At 72.1% G+C, this 24,864-nt stretch carries 20 protein-coding genes; 13 read left to right on the top strand and 7 right to left on the bottom strand.

The genetic code is table 11. From position 1 onward, the window contains the following. The first annotated feature begins 2 nt into the window (after nucleotides 1-2). Nucleotides 3-2,153 (top strand): primosomal protein N', encoded by a 2,151-nt coding sequence (locus tag AC0KTA_RS32060; RefSeq protein WP_481051689.1) that lies wholly within the window; start codon nucleotides 3-5, stop codon nucleotides 2,151-2,153. A 267-nt stretch (nucleotides 2,154-2,420) separates the two neighbouring features. Here the strand turns inward: AC0KTA_RS32060 and AC0KTA_RS32065 are convergent, their stop codons facing one another. Next, nucleotides 2,421-2,963 carry a hypothetical protein gene (locus tag AC0KTA_RS32065; RefSeq protein ID WP_481051690.1) on the bottom strand — a complete coding sequence of 181 codons (543 nt, stop codon included), beginning with the start codon at nucleotides 2,961-2,963 and terminating at the stop codon, nucleotides 2,421-2,423. A 331-nt stretch (nucleotides 2,964-3,294) separates the two neighbouring features. Between AC0KTA_RS32065 and fmt the strand changes: the two genes are divergently transcribed. Both fmt and AC0KTA_RS32075 read left to right on the top strand, forming a co-directional pair. Continuing rightward, complete coding sequence (gene fmt, locus AC0KTA_RS32070; protein ID WP_481051691.1) at nucleotides 3,295-4,227, top strand: methionyl-tRNA formyltransferase; 933 nt, start codon at nucleotides 3,295-3,297, stop codon at nucleotides 4,225-4,227. 65 nt (nucleotides 4,228-4,292) lie between these two features. Continuing rightward, nucleotides 4,293-5,798 carry an RsmB/NOP family class I SAM-dependent RNA methyltransferase gene (locus tag AC0KTA_RS32075; protein ID WP_481051692.1) on the top strand — a complete coding sequence of 502 codons (1,506 nt, stop codon included), beginning with the start codon at nucleotides 4,293-4,295 and terminating at the stop codon, nucleotides 5,796-5,798. Between the two features lie 25 nt (nucleotides 5,799-5,823). Here AC0KTA_RS32075 and AC0KTA_RS32080 read toward each other — a convergent pair whose 3' ends face one another. Beyond that, nucleotides 5,824-8,001 (bottom strand): MMPL family transporter, encoded by a 2,178-nt coding sequence (locus AC0KTA_RS32080; protein WP_481051693.1) that lies wholly within the window; start codon nucleotides 7,999-8,001, stop codon nucleotides 5,824-5,826. A gap of 157 nt (nucleotides 8,002-8,158) precedes the next feature. Here AC0KTA_RS32080 and rpe point away from each other — a divergent pair, with 157 nt between their 5' ends. From rpe to AC0KTA_RS32115, 7 genes are all read left to right on the top strand, one after another. Beyond that, nucleotides 8,159-8,845, top strand: a complete 687-nt coding sequence (gene rpe, locus AC0KTA_RS32085; protein WP_481051694.1) for a ribulose-phosphate 3-epimerase — start codon at nucleotides 8,159-8,161, stop codon at nucleotides 8,843-8,845. 133 nt (nucleotides 8,846-8,978) lie between these two features. Beyond that, nucleotides 8,979-10,028 (top strand): sugar-binding transcriptional regulator, encoded by a 1,050-nt coding sequence (locus tag AC0KTA_RS32090; protein ID WP_481051695.1) that lies wholly within the window; start codon nucleotides 8,979-8,981, stop codon nucleotides 10,026-10,028. A 165-nt stretch (nucleotides 10,029-10,193) separates the two neighbouring features. After that, nucleotides 10,194-10,601: a guanyl-specific ribonuclease gene (locus AC0KTA_RS32095; RefSeq protein WP_481051696.1), complete on the top strand. Its 408-nt coding sequence runs from the start codon at nucleotides 10,194-10,196 to the stop codon at nucleotides 10,599-10,601. Nucleotides 10,602-10,668: 67 nt separating this feature from the next. Next, nucleotides 10,669-11,091, top strand: coding sequence for a barstar family protein (locus AC0KTA_RS32100; RefSeq protein ID WP_481051697.1), 423 nt, complete (start codon nucleotides 10,669-10,671; stop codon nucleotides 11,089-11,091). A 165-nt stretch (nucleotides 11,092-11,256) separates the two neighbouring features. Continuing rightward, a complete protein-coding gene (locus AC0KTA_RS32105; protein WP_481051698.1) occupies nucleotides 11,257-12,699 on the top strand; it encodes a GuaB1 family IMP dehydrogenase-related protein in 1,443 nt (480 codons plus the stop codon). A gap of 389 nt (nucleotides 12,700-13,088) precedes the next feature. Beyond that, complete coding sequence (locus AC0KTA_RS32110) at nucleotides 13,089-14,588, top strand: amino acid permease (RefSeq protein WP_481051699.1); 1,500 nt, start codon at nucleotides 13,089-13,091, stop codon at nucleotides 14,586-14,588. 25 nt (nucleotides 14,589-14,613) lie between these two features. Next, nucleotides 14,614-15,069, top strand: coding sequence for an Lrp/AsnC family transcriptional regulator (locus AC0KTA_RS32115; protein WP_481051700.1), 456 nt, complete (start codon nucleotides 14,614-14,616; stop codon nucleotides 15,067-15,069). 130 nt (nucleotides 15,070-15,199) lie between these two features. Here AC0KTA_RS32115 and AC0KTA_RS32120 read toward each other — a convergent pair whose 3' ends face one another. After that, nucleotides 15,200-15,811: a Repetin gene (locus AC0KTA_RS32120; protein WP_481051701.1), complete on the bottom strand. Its 612-nt coding sequence runs from the start codon at nucleotides 15,809-15,811 to the stop codon at nucleotides 15,200-15,202. Nucleotides 15,812-16,164: 353 nt separating this feature from the next. Between AC0KTA_RS32120 and AC0KTA_RS32125 the strand changes: the two genes are divergently transcribed. Together AC0KTA_RS32125 and AC0KTA_RS32130 are read left to right on the top strand one after the other, a co-directional pair. Further along, complete coding sequence (locus tag AC0KTA_RS32125) at nucleotides 16,165-16,962, top strand: carbon-nitrogen hydrolase family protein (protein WP_481051702.1); 798 nt, start codon at nucleotides 16,165-16,167, stop codon at nucleotides 16,960-16,962. Between the two features lie 69 nt (nucleotides 16,963-17,031). Continuing rightward, a complete protein-coding gene (locus tag AC0KTA_RS32130) occupies nucleotides 17,032-18,726 on the top strand; it encodes a flavin monoamine oxidase family protein (protein ID WP_481051703.1) in 1,695 nt (564 codons plus the stop codon). Between the two features lie 36 nt (nucleotides 18,727-18,762). Here AC0KTA_RS32130 and AC0KTA_RS32135 read toward each other — a convergent pair whose 3' ends face one another. The 3 genes from AC0KTA_RS32135 to AC0KTA_RS32145 all read right to left on the bottom strand — a co-directional run bounded on the left by AC0KTA_RS32135 (nucleotide 18,763) and on the right by AC0KTA_RS32145 (nucleotide 22,049). Next, on the bottom strand, nucleotides 18,763-19,692 hold the full coding sequence (locus AC0KTA_RS32135) for an LLM class F420-dependent oxidoreductase (protein WP_481051704.1): 930 nt from the start codon (nucleotides 19,690-19,692) through the stop codon (nucleotides 18,763-18,765). 67 nt (nucleotides 19,693-19,759) lie between these two features. Continuing rightward, nucleotides 19,760-20,482: a DUF5995 family protein gene (locus AC0KTA_RS32140; protein WP_481051705.1), complete on the bottom strand. Its 723-nt coding sequence runs from the start codon at nucleotides 20,480-20,482 to the stop codon at nucleotides 19,760-19,762. Nucleotides 20,483-20,636: 154 nt separating this feature from the next. Beyond that, nucleotides 20,637-22,049, bottom strand: a complete 1,413-nt coding sequence (locus AC0KTA_RS32145) for a uracil-xanthine permease family protein (RefSeq protein ID WP_481051706.1) — start codon at nucleotides 22,047-22,049, stop codon at nucleotides 20,637-20,639. 204 nt (nucleotides 22,050-22,253) lie between these two features. Here AC0KTA_RS32145 and AC0KTA_RS32150 point away from each other — a divergent pair, with 204 nt between their 5' ends. After that, nucleotides 22,254-23,543, top strand: coding sequence for an alginate lyase family protein (locus AC0KTA_RS32150; RefSeq protein ID WP_481051707.1), 1,290 nt, complete (start codon nucleotides 22,254-22,256; stop codon nucleotides 23,541-23,543). Nucleotides 23,544-23,550: 7 nt separating this feature from the next. On the opposite strand, the gene AC0KTA_RS32155 is transcribed toward AC0KTA_RS32150, so the two are convergent. Beyond that, a complete protein-coding gene (locus AC0KTA_RS32155; RefSeq protein WP_481051708.1) occupies nucleotides 23,551-24,774 on the bottom strand; it encodes an MFS transporter in 1,224 nt (407 codons plus the stop codon). Nucleotides 24,775-24,864 lie beyond the last annotated feature (90 nt).

Raw genomic sequence — 24,864 nt, forward strand, 5'->3', positions numbered from 1 at the left:
CTGTGAGCAGCGAGAACGGTCAGTCGGGTGGTGCGGAGGGCGCCGTGCCCGAGCAGCTTGCGCTCATTCGGGAGAGTGTGCGGAAGGCCAAGGCGCCCAAGGCGAAGCCGCGTACGTGGCGGGGGGCCGCGCTGGCCAAGGAGTTGCCGGTGGCGCGGGTCGTCGTCGACAAGGGCGTGCTGCATCTCGACCGGTATTTCGACTATGCCGTGCCGGAGGAGCTGGACGAGGCCGCGCAGCCGGGGGTGCGGGTGCGGGTGCGGTTCGGGGCCGGGTCGCGGAATGTGCGGGGCGGGCGGCGCGAGGGCGGCGGGCTCATCGACGGGTTCGTCGTCGAGCGGTGCGCCGAGTCGGACTACGGCGGGCCGCTGGCAGCCCTCGCCCAGGTCGTCTCGCCGGAACCGGTCCTGGACGAAGAGCTGTTGGGGCTCGCCCGCGCCGTCGCCGACCGGTACGCGGGCAGTCTCGCCGACGTGCTGCAGCTGGCGGTGCCGCCGCGGCACGCCCGCGCCGAGTCCCGCCCCTCGCCTCCCGCGGGCCCGCCGCCCCCGGCCCCCGAGCCCGGATCGTGGCGGCGGTACGCGCGCGGCGCGGAGTTCGTGGCGGCGCTCGCCTCGGGCGGTGCGCCGCGGGCCGTGTGGACGGCGCTGCCGGGGCCGCAGTGGGCCGACGAGATCGCCCTGGCCGTGCAGGCCACGCTCGCCTCGGGGCGCGGCGCCCTCGTCGTCGTGCCGGCGGGGCGGCCCGCCGCGCGCGTCGACGCGGCCCTGCGGGAGCGCCTTGGCGAGGGGCAGCACGCCCTCCTGACCGCCGACGCGGGGCAGGAGCGGCGGTATCGGGAGTGGCTGGCCGTGCGGCGCGGTGCCGTGCGGGCCGTCGTCGGGACGCGCGCGGCCATGTTCGCCCCGGTGCGCGACCTCGGGCTCGTCGTGGTGTGGGACGACGGCGACGCGAGCCATGCGGATGAGAACGCTCCGTTTCCGCATGTGCGCGAAGTGCTCGAGTTGCGTGCCTCACGTGACAAGTGCGGCTTCCTGCTGGGCAGTTGGGGCTGCACGGTCGAGGCCGCGCAGCTCGTGGAGAGCGGCTGGGCGGCGCCGATGGTCGCCGGCCGCGATCAGGTGCGGGCCGCCGCCCCGCTCGTACGGACCGTGGGGGACGGGGACCTCGCGCGCGACGAGGCGGCGCGGGCCGCCCGGCTGCCCACCCTGGCGTGGCAGGCCGCCCGCGAGGGGTTGAAGCACGGGCCCGTCCTGGTGCAGGTGCCCCGGCGTGGGTATGTGCCGCGGCTCGCGTGCGAGCGGTGCCGGGAGCCCGCGCGGTGCCGGCAGTGCGCGGGGCCGCTGGAGGCCCGGGACGACGGCACGCTGCGCTGTGCGTGGTGCGGGCGTGGCGAGGGGGCCTGGCACTGCCCCGAGTGCGGCGGTTTCCGGCTGCGGGCGCAGGTCGTGGGGGCGCGCCGGACCGCGGAGGAGCTGGGGCGGGCGTTTCCCGCGGTGCCGGTGCGGACGTCCGGGCGCGAGCAGGTCCTTGACACGGTGGGCGGCGCGCCCGCGCTCGTGGTGAGCACGCCGGGCGCGGAGCCGGTCGCCGAGGGTGGTTACGCGGCCGCGCTGCTGCTCGACGGCTGGGCGATGCTCGGCCGACCCGATCTGCGGGCGGGTGAGGACGCGCTGCGGCGCTGGATCGGCGCCGCTGCGCTGGTACGCGACCAGGGCGCGGGCGGCACGGTGGTGATCGTCGCTGAGCCCACGCTGCGGCCGGTGCAGGCGCTGGTGCGGTGGGATCCGGTGGGGCACGCGGTGCGGGAGCTGGCCGAGCGGGCGGAGCTGGGGTTTCCGCCGGTGTCGCGGATGGCGTCGGTGACGGGGCCACCGGACGCGCTGTCGGAGTTCCTGGGCGCCGCCGAACTGCCGCCGGACGCCGAGGTGTTGGGTCCGGTGCCGGTCGCCACCGCCGAGACCGGCCGGCCCCGGCGGGCCGGGGACGCACCGCCCGGCGAGCACTGGTCGCGAGCCTTGGTGCGGGTCCCGCCCGGCAGCGGCGCGGCCCTGGCCCACGCCCTGAAGACGGCGCAGGCCGCGCGGATGGCACGGGGATTGGGGCAGCAGGCGGCGGTGCGGGTGCGGATTGATCCCCTGGACATCGGGTGAGCGGGCTTGCCGGAGGGGCGGGGGGACTTCGGGCCTGACCACTCTCAGGTCCTGAGGTACGAGCGCCCCGAAGGGGCGCGGGGAACTGCGCGACCAGCCCCCACCGGCCCGCAGATTTCGCATCGCACATCCACCGAAGCGCATAAGCGGCCTCCGTGGGCCTCCGTGCCCGGCCCGCGGGCACAGCACGCTCACATAGGCGCCCCGCCAGAAAACGCGGCTGCCCCCGCCCGTTGCGGGCAAGGGGCAGGTGGCAGCCGCCGGGGGTCAGCCGTTGCGCGGGCCGGGGAAGGCGCCGGGCCGCATGTCGTCGCGGAGGCCGGTGCTGCCCGCTGTCGGCTGGGTCGGCATGGCGCGGGCCGCGGGGACGGACGGCATGGGGGCGCCCACGGGGACCGTGCGGGTGGCGGTGGGGGTCGGCTCGGCCGCGCGCTCGGGTTCGGCGGCGGTCTGGGCCGTGGTGGCGCGGCGGGCGCCGTAGCGGCGGTGCACGGCCTGCTTGGTGACGCCGAGCGCGGAGCCCACCGCGTCCCACGAGAAGCCGAGTGAGCGGTCGAAGTCGACTGCCGCGGTCACCAGCGTCTCGACGCTGTCCCGCAGTTCCTGGGCCAGGCGGACGGTCGGAGCGGGCGCGCGTCCGTACACGACGAAGCCCGCGGAGGGGCTGGAGCGGCGCGGGCGGTAGACGTTGCCGAGCTGGGCGGTGAGGGTGCGCAGTGCGTCCACCTGCCGGCGGACCCGCTCGATGTCCCGCACCAGCAGGTGCAGGCTGGCCCGTGCCTGGGCGTCGTGGGTTGCGTGGTCGGCCATGAACAAGCCTCTCGAACCGGCGTTGAGGGATCGGGGGTTGAGGGATCGGGTTGGATGAGTGAACGGGGGGAACGGGGGACGGGGACCGGGAAGAAACGGGGAGCGGGGGTCGGCGGTCCTGTGCAATGAGGAGCGGGCCGCGTGTGCGGCCCGTTGTGGTCAACTTTTTCTTGACCAACGCGCTACGTCGTGAGGGGTCACGGTCCAGGGGCGTATGCGCATATGCACAGGGCGCACACCCATGCGTACGCCCCCGGGAAACCTCTGGGCAGGGCCCATAGACTGGTGCGTCGCCGCCCACGGACCCCCAGAGAACCGGAGTACCCCACCAGTGAAGCTGGTCTTCGCAGGCACCCCCGAGGTCGCCGTCCCCGCCCTGGACGCCCTGATCGCCTCCGGCAGGCACGAGGTGGCCGCCGTCGTGACCCGCCCCGACGCCCCCGCGGGCCGTGGCCGCAGGCTGGTCGCGAGCCCGGTGGCCGAGCGCGCGGAGGAGGCCGGGATCGAGGTCCTGAAGCCCGCGAAGCCGCGCGACGAGGCGTTCCAGGCGAGGCTGCGGGAGATCGCGCCGGACTGCTGCCCGGTGGTGGCCTACGGCGCGCTGCTGCCGAAGTCCGCGTTGGAGATCCCGGCCCACGGCTGGGTGAATCTGCACTTCTCGCTGCTGCCCGCCTGGCGCGGTGCCGCACCCGTGCAGCACGCGATCATGGCCGGGGACGAGATCACCGGTGCCTCCACCTTCCTGATCGAGGAGGGCCTGGACTCCGGCCCGGTGTACGGCACGGTCACCGAGGAGATCCGGGCCACCGACACCAGCGGTGACCTGCTGACGCGGCTCGCGTTCGCGGGGGCCGGACTGCTCGCCGCGACCATGGACGGCATCGAGGACGGCTCGCTGACCGCCGTGCCGCAGCCCGCCGACGGCGTCAGCATCGCGCCGAAGATCACCGTCGAGGACGCGCACATCGACTGGTCGGCGCCCGCGCTGCGGGTGGACCGCGTGGTCCGCGGCTGCACGCCCGCGCCGGGCGCGTGGACCGTCTTCCGCGGCGAGCGCCTCAAGCTGATCCAGGCCACCCCCGTGCCCGACCGCACCGACCTCGCGCCCGGCGAGATCGCCGCCGGCAAGAAGAACCTGTACGTGGGCACGGGTTCGTACGCCGTGGAACTGCTGTGGGTCCAGGCGCAGGGCAAGAAGCCGATGGCCGCCGCCGACTGGGCGCGCGGGGCGCGGATCACCTCCGGGGAGCGGCTCGGGGCGTAGCGCGTGCCACCGCGCGGGCGACGTACGCTGGCATGGTTCGCCCCATCACCAGCAGCGGAGCACCTTTGAACGACCAGCCGAGCCGGCGTCCCCGTACCCAGGGCAAGTCCGGAGGCCAGGGCAGGCCCGGATCCCAAGGCGGCCCCGGGAAGTCCGGCAAGCCTCACAAGCCGTACCGCCGCCCGCAGAAGGACCCCGTCCGCATCCTCGCCTTCGAGGCGCTGCGGGCCGTCGACGAGCGCGACGCGTACGCGAACCTCGTGCTGCCACCCCTGCTGCGCAAGGCGCGCGAGAAGGAGGGTCCGGAGAAGTTCGACGCGCGGGACGCGGCCCTCGCCACGGAGCTCGTGTACGGGACGCTGCGCCGGCAGGGGACGTACGACGCGATCGTCGCCGCCTGCATCGACCGGCCGCTGCGCGAGGTCGACCCGCCCGTCCTCGACGTACTGAACCTGGGCGTCCACCAGCTCCTCGGCACCCGCATCCCCTCGCACGCCGCCGTGTCCGCGTCCGTGGAGCTGGCGCGGGTCGTGCTCGGCGACGGGCGGGCCAAGTTCGTGAACGCGGTGCTGCGGAAGGTGGCGCAGGACGACCTCGACGGCTGGCTGGAGAAGGTCGCGCCGCCCTACGACGAGGACCCCGAGGACCATCTCGCGATCGTGCACTCCCATCCGCGCTGGGTCGTCTCCGCGCTGTGGGACTCGCTCGGCGGCGGACGCGCCGGGATCGAGGACCTGCTCGACGCCGACAACGAGCGTCCCGAGGTCACGCTGGTGGCGCGGCCGGGGCGGTCCACCGCCGACGAGCTGCTCGGCTCGCTGGACGCGGACTCGGCGCTTCCGGGCCGCTGGTCGCCGTACGCCGTACGGCTCAGCGAGGGCGGCGAACCGGGATCCCTGGACCTGGTCCGCGAGGGTCGGGCCGGGGTCCAGGACGAGGGAAGCCAGTTGGTGGCGGTCGCACTCGCGAACGCTCCGCTCGAAGGACGCGACGAGAAGTGGCTCGACGGGTGCGCCGGGCCCGGCGGCAAGGCCGCCATGCTCGCCGGGCTCGCGGCCGAGCGCGGGGCCGTGCTGCTCGCCGCCGAGAAGCAGCCGCACCGGGCCCGCCTCGTGGGCCAGGCCCTGGCCGGAAACCCCGGCCCCTACCAGGTCGTCGCCGCCGACGGGACCCGGCCGCCGTGGCAGCCGGGGACCTTTGACCGGGTGCTGATGGACGTGCCGTGCACGGGACTTGGGGCGTTGCGGCGGCGGCCGGAGGCGCGGTGGCGGCGACGGCCGGAGGACCTGGAAGGGTTCGCGCCTTTGCAACGTGCGCTGTTGCGGACGGCGTTGGAGTCCGTGCGGGTCGGGGGCGTCGTCGGGTACGCCACGTGTTCGCCGCATCTCGCCGAGACGCGGGCCGTCGTCGACGACGTGCTCAAGCAGTGGGGGGCCGCCGTGGAGCTGGTGGACGCGCGGGAGTTGATGCCCGGGGTGCCGGCGCTCGGGGACGGGCCCGATGTGCAGTTGTGGCCGCATGTGCATGGTACGGATGCGATGTATCTGGCGGTCATTCGGCGTACGGGGTGAGCCATCGGCCTGAACGGCCTCGTCCTCAATCGCCGGACGGGCTTGAAATACCGGCGTCGGTCTTGCGTGCCAGCTTGTTCGGCCACCACACCTTCGGGCCCACGTCCAGGAACAGGGACGTGACCAGGATCGAGCGGACGATGAAGGTGTCCAGGAGGACGCCGAGTGCGACCGCGAAGCCGATCTCTACGAATGCCACCATCGGGATCGTGCCGAGGACGGCGAAGGTGCCCGCGAGGACCAGGCCCGCCGAGGTGATGACCGAGCCGGTCGCGGCCAGGCCGGTCAGCACGCCGCGGTGGGTGCCCTGGTGGGCCGCCTCCTCGCGGATACGGGTCGACAGGAAGATGTTGTAGTCGATGCCGAGCGCCACGAGGAAGACGAAGACGAACAGCGGGAAGTCCGTGGACTCGCCGGGGAAGTCGAAGATGTGGCGGAACACGAGCGCGCTGATGCCGAGGGCCGCCGAGAACGACACGATGACCGTCCCGATCAGCAGCAGCGGAGCCACCACGGCGCGCAGCAGTACGCCGAGGATGAGCAGCACGACCAGCAGGACCAGCGGAATGACCAGCTTGTCGTCGTGGATGGTCGCCTTGTCCATGTCGAGCAGCGTCGCCGTGCCGCCGCCCACCCGCGCGTCCGCGCCCGGCACGGCGTGCACGGCGTCACGCACCCGCTCCACCGTGTCCTTGGCGTCCTGGCCGTCCGAGGGATCGGTGAGGGTCGCCTCGAACAGCACCTGACCGTCGTGTTCGGCCTTCGTCCCCGGCGGTACGCCGACGGTGCCCCGCTGCACGCCCCGGGTGTCCGCCACGGCGCGGCGGACGTCGGCCGCCTGCGCCTTGTCCGCGACGACGACCAGCGGATCGCCGGTGCCCGCCGGGAAGTAGTCGGCCTTCACCTCCTGACCGGTGACCGAGTCCGGCTTGTCGATGAAGGCGTCCTCGTTGCTGACCCCGGCCGCGCGCAACTGGATCAGGCCGAGGGCGAGGACCGCGAGCGCCAGGGAGGTGGCGACCCAGGTCAGCCGGGGGCGGACGGCGATCCGGCGGCCCATGCGCGCCCACATGCCCCGCTCGGCCGGGTCGGACGAGCCGACGTGCGGGATCATCGGCCAGAACAGCCAGCGGCCGCAGATCACCAACAGGGCGGGGAACAGCGACAGCATGGCGAGCAGCCCCACCCCGACGCCGATCGCCGCGACGGGACCGAGCCCGCGCGTGGAGTTCATCTCGGCGGTGAGCAGCACCAGCATGCTCAGTACGACGGTCGCGCCCGACGCGAGCACGGCGGGCCCCGCGCGGTGCAGCGCCAGGGCCATCGCCTCGTGCCGGTCCTCGTGCCGGCGCAGCTCCTCCCGGTACCGGGCGACGAGGAGCAGCGCGTAGTCCGTGCCCGCGCCGAAGACAAGGACGGTGAGGATGCCCGCGCTCTGGCCGTTGACGGTGAGGCCCGCGTGCTCGGCGAGCAGATAGATCAGCGCCTGCGCGCCGTACAGCGACACGAACACCGAGATCAGCGGGACGAACAGCAGGATCGGGCTGCGGTAGGTGATCAGCAGGGCCACCACCACGACCGTGCCCGCGGCGAGCAGCAGCGTCGAGTCGATGTCGGCGAAGGCCTCGGCGAGGTCGGCCGAGACGCCGGCGGGCCCGGTGACGTACACGTCCAGGCCGTCCTTGTCGCCGCCCACCTCGTCCTTGACGTCGTCGACGGCGTCCGGCAGGTCGTTCCAGGTGTCGTTGTTCATGGTGAGCGGCACGTACACCTGCGCCGCCTGCGCCCGGTCGGCCGCGTCGCCCGTCTTGTCGAAGGCCGGGCCGCGGGTCTCGTCGCCGCGGATCCAGTGCGAGCGCAGCTGCTTGATCCCGCTCACGCCGTCCGCGATCCGCTCCCGGTCGGCGCCGGTCAGCGGGCCGTCCTCGCGGGCGTACAGGACGACCATGGGCATGGTCTCGGGCCTGAACCCCTCGGAGGCGTCCAGGACTTGGGTCGACTCGGCGGACCGCGGCACCCAGGACGAGGTGGTGTTGTCCTGGGTGTCGGTGAGTTTCTGGGCCAGCGGGGCGGCCACGACCAGGGCCACCAGCCAGAACACGAGCACCAGCCACTTGGTGCGCCGCCCGCAGACCAGCCAGGCCACTCCCTGGCGTGCCTGCCGCTTCTCGTCCGATCGAGTACCAGACCGAGTCCTGGGCATGGCTGTCCCCCTGCCGCCCTACGCGCTGCCGGTGGACGGCCAGCATGGCACGGGGTGCGCGGGCCGGGGAGGTCGCTTTCACACCCCGAGTGCGCCCCCACGTGACCTTGGCGGGACCGCAGGGGGCAACCACCGCGGGGCATGGCAGGCTTGGGGCATGGCCGTGCAGATCAACCCCAGCATCCTCTCCGCCGACTTCGCCCGCCTCGCCGAGGAGGCGCGGGCCGTTCAGGGCGCGGATTGGCTTCATGTCGACGTCATGGACAACCACTTCGTACCGAACCTCACCCTGGGGGTGCCGGTCGTAGAGTCCCTGGCACGGGCGACGGACACGCCCCTGGACTGCCATCTGATGATTGAGGACGCAGATCGCTGGGCGCCGCAGTACGTCGAAGCGGGCGCCGGATCGGTCACCTTCCACGTGGAGGCGGCCGCGGCGCCCGTGCGGCTGGCGCGCGAGATCCGGGCGAAGGGCGCCCGCGCCTCCATGGCACTGAAGCCGGCGACGCCCATCGAGCCGTACGAGGACCTGCTGCCCGAGCTCGACATGCTCCTGATCATGACCGTCGAGCCCGGCTTCGGCGGCCAGTCCTTCCTCGACATCATGCTCCCCAAGATCCGCCGCACCCGTGAGCTCATCAGCAAGCACGGGCTTGAGCTGTGGCTCCAGGTCGACGGCGGGGTCTCGGCCGCCACCATCGAGCGCTGCGCCGAGGCGGGCGCCGACGTCTTCGTCGCCGGATCGGCGGTGTACGGGGCGAACGACCCGGCAGAGGCGGTACGTGCACTGCGCACCCAGGCCGAGTCGGCCACGGCGTCCGCCGGGTGGGCGTGCGGCCACTGAGCCGTACGGCGGGCACGACGGGGCCGCCGCGCGGCCGACGGCTTGGCCACGGGAACGTGAACGCGGCCCATCAGGGCTGATCAAGTACGCCGGATCTGCAAGGATGAACAGCGAATCCAGGTGTACGTATGTTGTGAACAGCAGTGAGGAGAGCGCCGTGTCGGCCATGTCGGCGGGTCGGTCAGCCATGCGGATGGGACCCGCGGAGCTGGTGCAGGCGGCGGCCATGGCCCGCCGCTTCTATCTCGAGGGCAAATCCAAGATCCAGATCGCCGAGGAGTTCGGCGTCAGCCGCTTCAAGGTGGCGCGGGTCCTGGAGACCGCTCTCGAACGTGACCTTGTACGGATCGAGATCCGCGTCCCCGCGGAGCTGGACGCCGAGCGCTCCGACGCGCTCCGCGCCCGCTACGGCCTGCGGCACGCCGTCGTCGTCGAGTCCCCGGCCGCCACGGAGGACATCGAGGATTCGCCCGACCCGGAGAACCTCGGCGAGGTCGCGGCCGGCCTCCTCGGCGAGCTGGTCAACGAGGGCGACGTGCTCGGCCTCGCCTGGGGGCGCTCGACCATCCACATGGCGGCCGCGCTCGATGTGCTGCCGCCGTGCACGGTCGTGCAGCTCACGGGGGTGTACGACGCCGGGACCGCGGAGCGCGGCTCGGTGGAGGCGGTCCGGCGGGCCGCGCAGGTCTCCGGCGGCGACGCCCACCCGATCTACGCGCCGATGCTCCTCCCGGACGCGGCCACGGCCACCGCGCTGCGCCACCAGACGGGGATCGCGCGGGCCTTCGAGTACTTCGACAAGGTCACCGTCGCCGCCGTGTCCATCGGCTCCTGGGAGCCGGGCATCTCCACGGTCCACGACATGCTCACCGACGAGGAGCGCGCGCACTACGCCTCGCTCGGCGTCGCCGCGGAGATGTCGGCGCACCTCTTCGACGCGGAGGGGCGCCGGGTCGGGCGCGACCTGGGAGAGCGGTGCATCACCGTCGAGGCGGACCGGCTCCGCCGCATCCCAGAGGTCGTCGCGATCGCCGGGGGCCAGCGCAAGGCCGCCGCGATCGACGCGGTGCTGCGGTCCGGTCTGGTCACCAGCCTGGTCACGGACACGGCCGCGGCGGACCAGCTCCTGGTCGCGGGGTCGGCGCCGCGGCCCGCGCTGGACCGGGCGGATCCGGACGACTAGTTCGCTGGTCCGTGGCTGGTCCGCTGGTCCGCGGCGGGGGTACGAGGCACGGGGTGCGGGCGGGCGGTGGGGTGCGGACGGTGTGGGTGCGGACGGTGAGGGTGGTGACCGGCGCGTGGCCGTCGGCGCGCGCCGGTGCGCGGAAGCTGTGACAGCATCGGGCGCATGATCTTCCGGTCCCTGGGCCGTCCGCTGGGCGCACTTCTGATCTGCCTCGCCGTCCTGGTGACGGGGTGCGGCACGGAAGAGCGGAGCGCCACGGGCGACGCGGCGTCGACGCCCGCGTGGGCGCGCGGCATGGAGACCGTCGAGGCCCGTCGGCTGCCCGCCGAGGCACGGCGGACGCTGCGCCTCATCGACGAGGGCGGGCCCTTCCCGTACCGGAAGGACGGCAGCGTCTTCGGCAACTTCGAGGGCGAGCTGCCGCGCAAGGCGCGCGGCTACTACCGCGAGTACACCGTCCGCACACCGGGAGAGCGCGACCGCGGGGCCCGGCGCATCGTGACCGGCCGCGAGGGCGAGACGTACTACACGGACGATCATTACGCGTCGTTCAGAGCGGTGCTGAGATGAGCGGTACCGAGCAGTACTGAGACGACGGTGCTGAGATGAGCGGTGCTGAGACGAGGGAGGCGACGCCGTGACGACGGCTGACAGTGCGGATCAGGTACCCGAGGGCGGGGCGCTCGCGCCCGTCCTCGACGCCGTGCGAGGCACCGGCTGGTCCACGCTCGCGCTCGACCTGACCGGCGTGCGCGACAAGGCGGCCTTCATGGACCGGTGCGCCACGGCGCTGACGCTGCCCGACTGGTTCGGGCGCAACTGGGACGCGCTCGCCGACTGCCTCGCCGACCTGTCCTGGGCGCCCGGCGAGCGGGGGCGGCTGCTCGTCGTCTCCGGTTGGCGGGAGTACGCGGACCAGGCCCCCGGCGAGTGGGCCGTCGCGCAGGAGGTGTTCGCCGACGCGGTCGCGTACTGGCGGGAGCAGGCGCAAGGGAAGCAGCGGCAGGGGCCGGAGGCGGGCCTGGAGGTCGTGCTCGTGGTGGGGCCGTCGGCCGGCTGAGGCACTCGCTGTGCGTGCTTGGAGGATCCGACCAGCGCCTTCGCGGGTCGTCTGGGGGATCGTCCCAGGCGGTGCAATCCCCGCGGCATGGGACAATGAAGTACGTGCTTTTCCCCCGGCTGTCCTGTTCGGGGGCCACCTCTGATCGACTGGGATGAGCAGCACGTGCGTTTCCTCAATGACATCCAGCCCGCGTACGACCTGACGTACGACGACGTCTTCATGGTGCCGAGGCGTTCCGCCGTGGGCTCGCGCCAGGGCGTCGACCTCGCGTCGCCGGACGGCACGGGCACGACGATCCCGCTGGTCGTCGCCAACATGACCGCGATCGCGGGCCGCCGCATGGCCGAGACCGTCGCCCGCCGCGGCGGCCTCGTCGTCATTCCGCAGGACATCCCGATCGAGGTGGTCACGGACGTCATCACCTGGGTGAAGACGCGCCACCACGTGCTCGACACCCCGATCGTCCTCGACCCCACGCAGACCGTCGCGGACGCCCTCGCGCTGCTGCCCAAGCGCGCCCACAACGCGGGCGTCGTCGTGGACGGCGACCGCAGGCCGGTCGGCGTCGTCACGGACGCCGACCTGACCGGCGTCGACCGCTTCACGCAGCTCTCCGAGGTCATGTCCAAGGACCTGCTGCTCCTCGACGCGGACATCGACCCGCGCGACGCCTTCAACAAGCTGGACGGCGCCAACCGCCGCTACGCCCCCGCGGTGGACAAGGACGGCCGCCTCGCCGGCATCCTCACCCGCACCGGCGCCCTGCGCGCGACCCTCTACACCCCGGCCGTGGACGCCCAGGGCAAGCTCCGCATCGCGGCCGCCGTCGGCATCAACGGCGACGTGGCGGGCAAGGCCAAGCAGCTCCTCGACGCGGGCGTCGACACGCTCGTCGTGGACACCGCGCACGGCCACCAGGAGTCGATGATCACCGCGGTCAAGGCCGTACGCGCGCTCGACCCGCAGGTGCCGATCGTCGCGGGCAACATCGTCGCCGCCGAGGGCGTGCGCGACCTGATCGAGGCCGGCGCCGACATCATCAAGGTGGGCGTCGGGCCCGGCGCCATGTGCACCACGCGCATGATGACCGGCGTGGGCCGCCCGCAGTTCTCCGCGGTCCTCGAATGCGCCGCCGAGGCCAAGAAGTTCGGCAAGCACGTGTGGGCCGACGGCGGAGTCCGGCACCCGCGCGACGTCGCCATGGCGCTGGCCGCCGGCGCGTCGAACGTCATGATCGGCTCCTGGTTCGCGGGGACGTACGAGTCCCCGGGCGACCTCCAGCAGGACGCCGACGGCCGCCTGTACAAGGAGTCGTTCGGCATGGCGTCGGCCCGCGCCGTGCGCAACCGCACCAGCGAGGAGTCGGCCTACGACCGCGCCCGCAAGGCGGTGTTCGAGGAGGGCATCTCGCACTCCCGGATGTTCCTGGACCCGGCCCGGCCCGGCGTCGAGGACCTGATCGACTCGATCATCGCGGGCGTCCGCTCCTCCTGCACCTACGCGGGCGCCGCCTCCCTGGCGGAGTTCGCCGAGAAGGCGACCGTCGGCATTCAGAGTGCCGCCGGTTACGCCGAGGGTAAGCCGTTGCACGCCAGCTGGAGCTAGGCGCTGCGCTGTGCGGGGCCGTTATTTGGCTGCGGGTTGTGGGGGCTGGTCGCGCCCACGCGGCGGAGCCGCATATGAACACAGCCCCGCGCCCCTTAAGCGAAGCGGCGGGCCGCGCCCCTTTTGGGGCGCGGCCCGCCGCTTCGTCTTTTCCCTCTGGAACGCAACGGACTAAACGGACGGCGCAACGAACACGCGCTCAGTCGCGTCGTACGCAACGATCTTGTGTGGATGCGCAACGTTGCTGCATTACGGGCGGGAACCGCACCTCATAGAGTCAGGCGCTGTACGTGGCGTGGCGGGGACTGCCTGCTCGGTGGTTCCCGTTTTCTGTGTGGACCGCCGCGGCTCCCTGCCACCTCGACCGGCAGCAATGAAGGAGCCAGCGCGTGCTCGATCAGGGCGCACCCCCGCAGACCCGCCCCAGCCCTCCGGGCACGGTGGGCCTCGGCACTCGACTGATGCGGCGCAAGCCGGTGGAAAGCCTGGTCGCCGAGGGCGGCCAGGGCGAGGGCGGCTCGCTGCGGCGGACCCTCGGCATGTGGCAGCTGACCATGATCAGCATCGGTGCGACGCTCGGCACCGGCATTTTCGTGGTGCTCGGCGAGAGCGTCCCCAAGGCCGGCCCCGCCGTGACGGTGTCGTTCGTCATCGCCGGCCTCACCGCGCTCTTCTCCGCCCTCTCGTACGCGGAGCTGGCCGGCTCCATACCGGTCGCCGGATCCTCGTACTCGTACGCATACGCAACCATGGGCGAACTCGTCGCCTGGGTCTGCGGCTGGTGCCTGGTGCTCGAGTACGGCGTGTCGGTCGCGGCCGTCGCCGTCGGCTGGGGCGAGTACCTGAACGAGCTGCTCGACGGCACCATCGGTGTCACCATCCCGGACGCTCTCTCCGCGGCGCCCGGCGAGGTCGACGGCGCGATCATCAATCTGCCCGGCCTGATCGTGGTGCTGCTCGCCATGGTCTTCCTGCTCGGCGGCGCCAAGGAGTCCGCCCGCGCCAACACGATCATGGTCATCGTGAAGATCGTGGCCCTAGTGCTGTTCTGCGCCGTCGGCTTCACCGGCTTCAAGTCCGGCAACTACGCCGACTTCATGCCGCTGGGCGTGGCCGGCGTCAGCGCCGCCGGAGCGAGCCTGTTCTTCTCGTACATCGGCTTCGACGCCGCCTCCACCGCCGGTGAGGAGGCCAAGAACCCGCAGCGCGACCTGCCCCGCGCGATCATGCTCTCGCTGATCATCGTCACCGCGCTGTACGTCCTGGTCGCCGCCGTCGCCGTCGGCGCCTGGAACTGGAAGGACTTCGAGGGCTCCGAGGCCTCGCTGACCGCGATCATGAACGACGTCAGCGGCCAGACCTTCTGGGGCACCCTGCTCGCGGCCGGCGCGGTCATCTCCATCGCCAGCGTCGTCCTGACCGTCCTCTACGGCCAGACCCGCGTGCTGTTCGCGATGTCCCGCGACGGTCTCGTCCCCAAGCAGTTCGCCAAGGTCAGCGGCAAGACCGGCACGCCCCGCGTGAACACCGTCATCGTGTCGCTGTTCTGCGGCGCGCTGGCCTCCGTCATCCCGCTCGGCAAGCTCGTCGACGCCACCAGCATCGGTACGCTCTTCGCCTTCGGCCTGGTCAACATCGCCGTGATCGTGCTGCGCCGGACCCGGCCGGACATGCCGCGCACCTTCCGGGTGCCGCTCGGCTGGCTCTTCCCGGTCCTCGGCTTCGGCTTCTGCGCGTACAACATGTTCAACCTCGACTCCGTCACCTGGGTGGTCTTCGGTGTCTGGATGGCCGTCGGCCTCGTGTTCTACTTCCTGTACGGGATGCGCCGCTCCCGTCTGGAGACTGCCGGGACCACTGAGACCGCAGAGGTTCCCGCGGTGAAGTGACACGCAGAGAAGTGAACGACCCCCTGTGCGACTGAACGATCTCGACGAACGCATCGTGCACGCCCTCGCCGAGGACGCCCGCCGCTCCTACGCCGACATCGGCCAGCTCGTCGGCCTGTCCGCGCCCGCCGTGAAACGGCGCGTGGACCGGCTGCGGGCCACCGGAGCGATCACCGGCTTCACGGTCCGCGTCGATCCGGCCGCGCTCGGCTGGGAGACCGAGGGGTTCATCGAGATCTACTGTCGCCGGAATACCTCGCCGGAGGCGATTCAGCGGGGTCTGGAGCGTTACCCGGAGATCGCGTCCGCCTCCACCGTTACCGGTGAGGCGGACGCGATCGTTCAGGTCTTCGCCTCGGACATGCGGCACTTCGAGCGGGTGCTTGAGCGGATTGCTGGGGAGCCGTTTGTTGAGCGCACCAAGTCTGTGCTGGTTCTCTCGCCGCTTATGCGGAGGTTTTCTTCGGGGTCGCCCGCCTAGCGGGGTGCGTGGTTCGGTTGCCTCGCGGCTGCGGGTGCGTGGGGGCTGGTCGCGCCCACGCGGCGGAGCCGCATATCGACACAGCCCCGCGCCCCTTTGGCGCCAGCCTGGCCCCGGCCGGCAGGTTCGGCTAGTTCGTCGGGTATACCGGGTGCCACGGCAGCACCTTGAAGTCGCCCGTGCCCTTCTTGACCTTTTCGAACGGGGCCGCGCTGTTGCACTTCGTCAGTTTCTTGTCGCCGGTGGGGGCGCCCGTCGCCGCCCAGCTGTAGCCGACGCGGTCGTGCTTGCCCTGGTCGTGGACGCTGAAGCCGACGCGGCCGCCCTTGATCTCCTTCAGGTTGGTCTCGGTGATGACGCCGGTCGTCGTGGCCACCTTGCCGCCGGTCACCAGGCAGTCGATGCGGCCCTTGGCCCAGCCGCCCTTGCCGCCCGGCTTGTCCAGGTGCACGAACTTGAAGGTGCCGGTCGCCTTGTCCGGACGCTTCACGTCCTTCTTGGCCAGATGCGCGTCGAACGTGAACGTCACGTCCTCCGTCGTCTTGCGGAACAGCTTGGCCTTGCCGGTCAGCGCGGCCGCCTCGCGGGGTTCGGCCTTGTCTGAGGCGTGCCTGCCCACCTTCTTGCCGGGGTGCGTGACGTCCTCGCCGGACGCCACGGCCATTCCGGCCGCGCCGGCGGTGATCAGAAGCGCGGCGCCCACGGCCAGGGCACGGTTGCGGGTGAAGGTGATGCGGCTCACGGGAAGCCCTCCGTCTTTCGTTCGGGCTGTTCACCCGGCGTTTCCGGGTGAGATCACCATCCCGTGGCAGGGGGCCTTCGGGCGTCCGGCCCAGGGCTGCTCTGTGCTTCCGCCGCGCGGGGGAGGAGCCGCCGCCGGGCATGCCCCCGGGGACTGAGCCACCCCGCACCACCAGGGCCGTGGACGGCACGCAATGAATCGCCGCCGCCACCGCCCCACGCGCAACAGATCGCCCGGAGCGGCGCAACGGTCGCGCCTTGCCGGGTCACGGCCGCGGAACGTACCGTCTTTGCGAACCCCTGACGCCTTTTGTCGCCCCTCCCTGCCCCTCCGCACACGCCCTGAGGTCAGCCATGCCGCCGCTGCGCACAGCCCTGCTCCAGAGCTCGGGGCGTCCCGGCTCCGTCGCCGCCAACCTCAAGGTTCTGGAGGAAGCGGCGGAGCGTGCCGCCTCGGCGGGCGCCCGGCTGCTCGTGACGCCCGAGATGTTCCTGACGGGCTACGCGATCGGCGACGACGTGCCCCGCTTGGCCGAGCCCGCCGACGGCGAGGCCGCGGACGCGATCGCCGACATCGCCGTACGCCACGGGCTCGCCGTCGCGTACGGCTACCCGGAGCGGGCGGGCGAGCAGGTCTTCAACTCCGTCCAGCTCATCGGCGGGGACGGCGCACGCCTTGCCAACTACCGCAAGACCCACCTCTTCGGCTGCTTCGAGCGCGACCACTTCACGCCCGGCGAACAGGCCGTCGTCCAGGCCGAGTTGGAGGGTCTGCGGATCGGCCTGATGATCTGCTACGACGTGGAGTTCCCGGAGAACGTCCGCGCGCACGCCCTCGCGGGCACCGACCTGCTGCTCGTCCCGACGGCGCAGATGCACCCCTTCCAGTTCGTCGCCGAGTCCGTCGTGCCGGTGCGCGCCTTCGAGAACCAGCTGTACGTGGCGTACGTCAACCGCGTCGGCCCCGAGGGCGAGTTCGAGTTCGTCGGCCTGTCCGCGCTCGCCGGGCCCGACGGGGTCGCCCGCGCGCGTGCCGGGCGTGGCGAGGAGCTGGTGTTCGCCGACGCGGACCCGGCCTTCCTGGCCGCCTCGCGCGCGGCCAACCCCTATCTGAGCGACCGCCGCCCCGGCTTGTACGGGTCCCTGACCTGAGGGTGGCCCGAGCGGCCCCTCTTCTTCTGCTTCCCCTGATCTGCCGTTCCCGCAAGGAGTCCGTACCCCATGACGTCCACGGTGCCCAACGCCGTCCAGCACACCGACGCGCAGCCGCCGATCACCATGTTCGGGCCGGACTTCCCCTACGCGTACGACGATTTCCTCGCGCACCCCGCGGGCCTCGGCCAGATACCCGCGACCGAGCACGGCACCGAAGTCGCCGTCATCGGCGGCGGCCTGTCCGGCATCGTGGCCGCGTACGAACTCATGAAGATGGGCCTCAAGCCCGTCGTGTACGAGGCCGACCAGATCGGCGGCCGGCTGCGCACCGTCGGCTTCGAGGGCTGCGACCCGTCGCTGACCGCCGAGATGGGCGCGATGCGGTTCCCGCCGTCCTCGACGGCGCTGCAGCACTACATCGACCTGGTGGGCCTCGAGACCCGGCCCTTCCCCAACCCGCTCGCGGAGTCGACCCCTTCGACGGTCGTCGACCTCAAGGGCGAGTCCCACTACGCGACGTCCGTCGACGACCTTCCGCAGGTCTACCGCGACGTGATGAACGCCTGGAACGCCTGTCTGGAGGAGGGCGCCGACTTCTCCGACATGAACCGCGCCCTGCGCGAGCGCGACGTCCCGAAGATCCGCGAGATCTGGTCGCAGCTCGTCGAGAAGCTCGACAACCAGACCTTCTACGGCTTCCTCTGCGAGTCCGAGGCGTTCAAGTCCTTCCGGCACCGCGAGATCTTCGGCCAGGTCGGCTTCGGCACCGGTGGCTGGGACACCGACTTCCCGAACTCCATCCTGGAGATCCTGCGCGTCGTCTACACCGAGGCCGACGACCACCACCGCGGCATCGTCGGCGGCAGCCAGCAGCTCCCGCTGCGCCTGTGGGACCGCGAGCCGCAGAAGATCGTGCACTGGCCGCTCGGTACGTCGCTGAAGTCCCTGCACGAGGGCGGCGAGCCGAAGCCCGCCGTGACGCGCCTGGACCGCACCGCGGGGAACCGCGTCACCATCACCGACGCGTCGGGCGACATCCGCACCTACCAGGCGGCGATCTTCACCGCCCAGTCCTGGATGCTGCTCTCCAAGATCGAGTGCGACGACTCGCTCTTCCCCATCGACCACTGGACGGCGATGGAGCGGACCCACTACATGGAGTCCTCCAAGCTCTTCGTGCCCGTGGACCGGCCGTTCTGGCTGGACAAGGACGAGGAGACGGGCCGTGACGTGATGTCGATGACGCTCACCGACCGGATGACGCGCGGCACCTACCTGCTCGACGACGGGCCGGACAAGCCCGCCGTCATCTGCCTCTCCTACACCTGGTGCGACGACAGCCTCAAGTGGCTGCCGCTGTCGGCGAACGAGCGCATGGAAGTCATGCTCAAGTCGCTCGGCGAGATCTATCCGAACGTCGACATCCGCAAGCACATCATCGGCAACCCGGTGACGGTGTCCTGGGAGAACGAGCCCTACTTCATGGGCGCCTTCAAGGCGAACCTGCCGGGCCACTACCGCTACCAGCGGCGCCTGTTCACCCACTTCATGCAGGACCGCCTCCCCGAGGACAAGCGCGGCATCTTCCTCGCGGGCGACGACATCTCCTGGACGGCCGGCTGGGCCGAGGGCGCCGTGACGACCGCGCTGAACGCCGTGTGGGGCGTCATGCATCACCTCGGCGGCGGGACGGACGCGACGAACCCCGGGCCCGGCGACCTGTACGACGAGATCGCGCCGGTGGAGCTGCCGGAGGACTGAGCGGACTCCGGGGCCCCGCCGCGGGGCCCCGGGCCCTCAGATCCCGGCCGCTCGCGCCGCCGCGTGCACCTCGGCGGCCACGTCGCTCAGCTCCCGCGCGTCGCGCACGCTCGCCTGGAGGTCGACAAGGATCTCCTCCGCTCCGGCCTCGGCATGCGCCACCAGGTCGTCGACGATCTGCTCGACGTTTCCCTGGAAGGGGGAGCGGTCGGGGCCGTCGTACGCCTTCGGCGTGTACCGCGTGTTGGCGCGCAGGACGTTGCTGATCGGGGACGTACGGCCGCGCTCGGCGGCCAGGTCCTCGAGCTGCCGCGACTGCTCGGCCAGGCGCGCGGCGCCGGACGCGACGGGCATCCAGCCGTCGGCGTGGTCCACAAGCCTGCGTGCGGCACGCGGGCTGCTCGCGGGCAGCAGCACGGGGATGGGCCGGGCCGGCTTCGGCCCGACCTCGGACGGGGTGATAGTCGTCCATGTCCCTTCGTACGCGACCGGGTCCGGACCCCACACCGCCCGGCACACGTCGAGCACCTCGTCGAGGAACCTGCCGCGTTCCTCGTACGGCGCCACCGACGCCGCCGCGTACTCGTCCAGAGACCAGCCCGTGCCGAGGCCCGCGACCACGCGCCCGCCGCTCGCCGCGTCCAACGAGGCCAGGGAGCGGGCGAGTTGGAAGGGTACGTGCAGCGGCGCCACCAGGACGCTGGTGCCGAGGCGCACGCGCTCGGTGACCGCGGCGGCGAGTGTGAGTGCGACCAGGGGATCGGCGACCGAGCGGTAGTTCTCGGGCCAGGGCCTGCCGGGGATGCCGTACAAGCCCTGGGCCGGGGCGTCGGGGAACAGGACGCGTTCGAAGACCCAGAGACTGTCGAATCCGGTCTCCTCGGCACAGCGCGCCACCAGCGGGACGTCGCGGCCGAGGTCGAAGTGCTTCATCTGCGGCAGGCTCAGGCCGAGTCGGGTCGCCATCGCGGGGCTCCTTCGCGTACGGGGTCTTGATCGGCAACGTGCCACACGGGCACCGGAGTTCCCGCGGTCAGTCCGGCAGCGGCGTGAGCAGCATCCGCCCCACGAGTCCCACCGCGTCGTCCAGGCGCCCCCGCAACTCCTCCGCCACACCCGGGAAGTCCCGCACCGTCCACAGCACGCGGGCCGCCGACCACGCCCCGTCGCGGGCGCGGTCCAGGCTCCAGGAGCCGAGCAGGTGGGTGAGGGGGTCGGCGACCTGGAAGAGGTCGGGGCCCGGCATCAGGTCCTCGCGGATGCGTTCCTCCAGGGAGACCAGGATGTCGCCGACCCGGTCGAACTCGTCCTCCAGATCCGCCGGTTCGCAGCCGAGGGCGTGGCAGGTGTCGACGACGGCGAGTGCCAGGTCGTGGCCGATGTGCGCGTTGATGCCCGCGAGCGCGAACTGCAGGGCCCGTACGCCGGGGTGGCGGCGGAGCTGGAACAGCGGGCGCCAGCACGCGGGCGGGAGCCGGTCGGCCGTGGCCGCGTCCACGGCCGCCAAGTAGCGCTCGGCGAAGCGGACGTCGAGGGTGACGGCGGCCCTGGCGTCCGGGAACCGGCCGACGGCGATGCTCCGGCCGACCTCGCGCGTGACCGCCAGATACACGCGGTTGAAGACGGCGACGCCGTCGTCGCGCGGCCACGAGGCGTCTAAGGCACGCATGCGTGCCGCTACCGCTTCCACTCCCCGCCCCGCGTCGGGTTTCCGCACCGCGTGCGCGTACTCGGCCAACCCCTCGGTCTGCGCCATGGGGGCAGGGTCCCAGCCGCGGGGCGACGTGTGGGGGTGGCTGGCTGGCGCTTCCCCGGAACGGGGGATGGCGGCGGGCCGCCTTCCTTATGGGGCTTCGCCCCTCTCCCCCTTTTCGGCCCTCCGGGCCTCGTCCTCAAACTCCCCCAAGCTCTTAAGGAGCAGGGAGGGACCCCCTCGACGGGCTGTCCGCCTCCTCGTCGTCGTACTTGGACGTGCCCTCGTCCAGGAGTGGCTCCTGGGTCCTGAGGTGGGCGGGGGCGAACGCGCCCAGGACGTGGTAGCCGGTGATGACGACGATCGTGCCGAGAGCGATGCCGCTGAGGGAGAAGTTGTCGGTGAACTTCAGCGAGACGTTGCCGACGCCGATGATGATGCCCGCGGCGGCCGGGACCAGATTCAGCGGATTGCGCAGGTCCACCTTGGCGTTGATCCAGATCTGCGCGCCGAGCAGACCGATCATGCCGTACAGGATGACCGTGATGCCGCCGAGGACACCGCCGGGGATCGCGGCGACGACCGCGCCGAACTTGGGGCACAGCCCGAAGAGGAGGGCGAAGGCGGCCGCCGCCCAGTAGGCGGCGGTGGAGTAGACGCGGGTCGCGGCCATCACGCCGATGTTCTCCGAGTACGTCGTGTTGGGCGGGCCGCCGACCGCCGTGGAGAGCATCGACGCGGCGCCGTCCGCGGAGATCGCGGTGCCGAGCTTGTCGTCGAGCGGGTCGCCGGTCATCTCGCCGACGGCCTTGACGTGGCCCGCGTTCTCCGCGACCAGCGCGATCACGACGGGCAGCGCGACGAGGATCGCCGACCACTCGAAGCTCGGCGCGTGGAAGGACGGCAGGCCGATCCAGTCCGCGTGGCCGACGGCCGACAGGTCGAGCCGCCAGTGGTCGGTCAGCTTGCCGGAGCCGTCCACCGAGTGGATCTTGCCGAAGACGGCATCCAGGAGCCAGGACAGCGCGTACCCGAAGATCAGACCCAGGAAGATCGCGACGCGCGACCAGAAACCGCGCAGGCACACCACGGCCAAACCGGTGAACAGCATCACGAGCAGCGCCGTCCACTGGTCCTGCGGCCAGTACGTCGCGGCCGTCACCGGCGCCAGGTTGAAGCCGATCAGCATCACGACCGCGCCCGTCACGATCGGCGGCATCGCGACGTGAATGATCCGCGCCCCGAACTTCCGCACCGCGAGCCCCACCAGGAACAGCGCCGCGCCGACCACGAACACGGCGCCCGTCACCGTCGCGCTGGAGCCGCCCTGCGCCCGGATCACCGCCGCCACGCCCACGAAGGACAGCGAACAGCCGAGGTAGCTGGGCACCCGGCCGCGCGTCGCGAGCAGGAAGATGACGGTCGCGACACCCGACATCATGATCGCGAGGTTCGGGTCCAGGCCCATCAGGACCGGGGCGACGAACGACGCCCCGAACATCGCCACCACGTGCTGGGCGCCGAGGCCGAAGGTGCGGGGCCAGGAGAGCCGTTCATCGGGGCGGACGACGGCTCCGGGCGCGGGGGTGCGCCCGTCCCCGTGCAGTCTCCAGCGCACGCCGAGGTCCATGGTGAGTTCGCTTTCTGTGCGCGGGTGACGAGCTGTGTCGTCGCAGGGACGAGCCAGGTCGTCGAGGGGGCGGGCCGTGTCGTCATGTCGACGATCAGCGTCGACATGTTAATGCGACGTCAGGGTGGGTTCTTTCCGGCGCTCTTGCGGTACGTTGACATGGCCATATCACTGAACGGAGTTCATGTATCTGATTGGAGCGTGATGAGTGCCCGCACCCGCATCGGCGCCCTGCTCACCGCCGCGGCCGCCGTCGCCGCCGTCCTGGTGACGGCCGTCCCGGCGGCTCCCGCCCCGGCGCCCCCGGCCGCCGCGAAGCCCATGGTCCCCGACACCGCCGTCCTCGACGGCAGGCGCCTGGCCGACGCCAAACGGCGGCTCGACCGGGGCGACCCCCAACTCCGCCGGACCCTGGGGGACTTGACGGCCCGCGCGGACAGATGGCTCGACAAGGGCCCGTGGACGGTCGTCGACAAGCCGAAGCCCGCGCCGAGCGGCGACCCCCACGACTACCTGAGCCAGGCCCCCTACTGGTGGCCGACCCAGCCCAAGACCCCCGACAACCCCTGGGGCTGTCCGTACGAGCAGCGCGACGGCGAGCGCAACCCCGAGGTCGACACCGGCACCGACCGCCGCGACGTGGAGAACGTCTTCGACTCGACGTACGAGCTGTCCCTCGCCTGGTACTACACGGGCGACAAGAAGTACGCCGAGCACGCCGCGAAGATCCTGCGCACCTGGTTCCTGGACCCGGCGACCCGGATGAACCCGCACCTGAACCACGGGCAGTTCATCCCCTGCAAGTACGACGGGCGGGCCATCGGCATCATCGACTTCTCGCAGTCCTACACGTCGGTGGTCGACGCCGTCGCGATCCTCGGCACCGGCGCGCCCGGCTGGACGAAGGCCGACCGCGCGACGATGTCGGCCTGGACCAAGAGCTTCCAGAAGTGGCTGGTGAACAGCGAGTTCGGCAAGCAGGAGGCCGCCGCGAAGAACAATCACGGCACCTTCTACGACATGCAGCTCGCCGCCCTCGCGTACGCCAACGGCGACAAGCGGCTCGCGCGCAGGACCGTCCTGAACGCGCGCGCCCAGCGCATCGACCCGCAGATCGCCGCCGACGGCAGCCAGCCGCAGGAGCTGACCCGCACCCGCAGCTGGCACTACTCGACGTTCGACCTGGTCGCGTACGCGCGCCTCGCCGACATCGGCAGGCGGGTCGGCGTGAACCTGTGGGCGTACGAAGGTCCTGACGGGCAGAGCCTGTTCAAGGCCGTCGACTATCTGCTGCCCGCCGCGACGGGCGCCGCGAAGTGGCCGCACCCCGAGCTGGAGTTCCGGCGGTACGCGGCGAGCGACATCGTGCACGCCGCCGCCGACGCCGGTTCCGCCGCGGCCAGGGCGGCGGTGCCGAAGCTGGAGACACCGCCGGGCGGCGACCTGTGGGCGCTGCGTCCGGCGGCCGAGCAGTTGGACTCGATCACGGGCTGAGGCCGCCTCAGCCCTTCCGGTCGACCGTCGTCGCCTGAGGGGCGGGCGCCTGTGCGGACGCCCGCCCTTCCGTGCGCAGCACCCCGGCGAACGCCATGAGCCCGCACGCGAGCACGGTGACCAGACCGAAGGAGGCCACCAGGCTCGTCGCGTCGGCGAGCGCGCCGATCGCCGACGGCGCGATCAGGCTCGACGTGTACGTGATGGTGGCCACGCCCGCGATGGCCTGGCTGGGGTTGGGGCCGCTGCGCCCGGCCGCCGCGAAGGCCAGCGGCACGACGACGGCGATGCCGAGGCCCATCAGCGCGAAGCCGGTCATGGCGAGGGCCGCGTGCGGCGCCGTCACCACGAGGAGGCCGCCGAGCGCGGCGAACGCCCCGCCCACGCGCACCGTGCGTACCGCGCCGAACCGGTCCACCACCTTGTCGCCGACGAGGCGGGCGATGGCCATCGTCAGCGTGAAGCCCGTGGTGCACGCGGCGGCCAGGCCCGCCGAGGAGTCGAGCACGTCCTTCAGATAGACCGCGGACCAGTCCAGGCTCGCCCCTTCCGCGAACACGGCGCAGAAGCCGACCGTGCCGATGAGCAGCGCCGACTTCGGCGGCAGCGTGAAGCGCGGCGGCGGCTCCTCCTCCGGCGCGCTGCGCAGGTCGAGCACGCCCTGGCAGGCGATGAGACCGGCCACGGTGAGCACCGCGGCGGCCAGCGCGTGGTGCACGCGCGCGTCCGTGCCCAGGTGCGCCGCGACCGTGCCGCCCGCCGAGCCGAGCAGGGCGCCCACGCTCCACATGCCGTGCAGGCCGGACATGATGGACTTGTCCATGCGGGTCTCGATCTCGACGCCGAGCGCGTTCATCGCCACATCCGCCATGCCGGACGTGGCGCCGTACACGAACAGCGCCGCGCAGAGCGTGACCAGGTTCGGCGCGAGCGAGGGAAGCGTGAGCGCCAGGGTCCACAGCACCAGCAGCCCGCGCAGTGCGGCGCGGGCGCCGAAGTGGTGGCTCACCCAGCCTGCGAGCGGCATCGCCACCGAGGCGCCGATCGCCGGGAACGCGAGCGCGAGACCGAGCATGCCGGCGCTCAGGTCAGCGTGGTCCTGGACCCATGGCACCCGGGTCGCGAACGATCCGGCGACCGAGCCGTGCACGCAGAAGATGACCGCGACCGCGAGCCGCGCCCGGCTCAACTGCGGCTTGCCGTAAACCACTTGGCCCTGCCCCTCACTCATCCGCTCCGCCCCTTCACAGTCCCCTCCGGGACCGCCGCAGTAAACTATCAGGAACCCTGCCTGATAGAAGAGGATCAGGGAACCGAATAG

It is taken from the genome of Streptomyces sp. Y309, from assembly GCF_056712025.1.

What these genes read in the sequence shown, in the direction of transcription:
- AC0KTA_RS32065 (WP_481051690.1), bottom strand. Translation starts at nt 2,963, where the DNA reads ATGGCCGACCACGCAACCCACGACGCCCAGGCACGGGCCAGCCTGCAC.
- AC0KTA_RS32080 (WP_481051693.1), bottom strand. Translation starts at nt 8,001, where the DNA reads ATGCCCAGGACTCGGTCTGGTACTCGATCGGACGAGAAGCGGCAGGCA.
- rpe (WP_481051694.1), top strand. Translation starts at nt 8,159, where the DNA reads ATGGCCGTGCAGATCAACCCCAGCATCCTCTCCGCCGACTTCGCCCGC.
- AC0KTA_RS32095 (WP_481051696.1), top strand. Translation starts at nt 10,194, where the DNA reads ATGATCTTCCGGTCCCTGGGCCGTCCGCTGGGCGCACTTCTGATCTGC.
- AC0KTA_RS32125 (WP_481051702.1), top strand. Translation starts at nt 16,165, where the DNA reads ATGCCGCCGCTGCGCACAGCCCTGCTCCAGAGCTCGGGGCGTCCCGGC.
- AC0KTA_RS32130 (WP_481051703.1), top strand. Translation starts at nt 17,032, where the DNA reads ATGACGTCCACGGTGCCCAACGCCGTCCAGCACACCGACGCGCAGCCG.
- AC0KTA_RS32135 (WP_481051704.1), bottom strand. Translation starts at nt 19,692, where the DNA reads ATGGCGACCCGACTCGGCCTGAGCCTGCCGCAGATGAAGCACTTCGAC.
- AC0KTA_RS32140 (WP_481051705.1), bottom strand. Translation starts at nt 20,482, where the DNA reads ATGGCGCAGACCGAGGGGTTGGCCGAGTACGCGCACGCGGTGCGGAAA.
- AC0KTA_RS32145 (WP_481051706.1), bottom strand. Translation starts at nt 22,049, where the DNA reads ATGGACCTCGGCGTGCGCTGGAGACTGCACGGGGACGGGCGCACCCCC.
- AC0KTA_RS32150 (WP_481051707.1), top strand. Translation starts at nt 22,254, where the DNA reads ATGAGTGCCCGCACCCGCATCGGCGCCCTGCTCACCGCCGCGGCCGCC.
- AC0KTA_RS32155 (WP_481051708.1), bottom strand. Translation starts at nt 24,774, where the DNA reads ATGAGTGAGGGGCAGGGCCAAGTGGTTTACGGCAAGCCGCAGTTGAGC.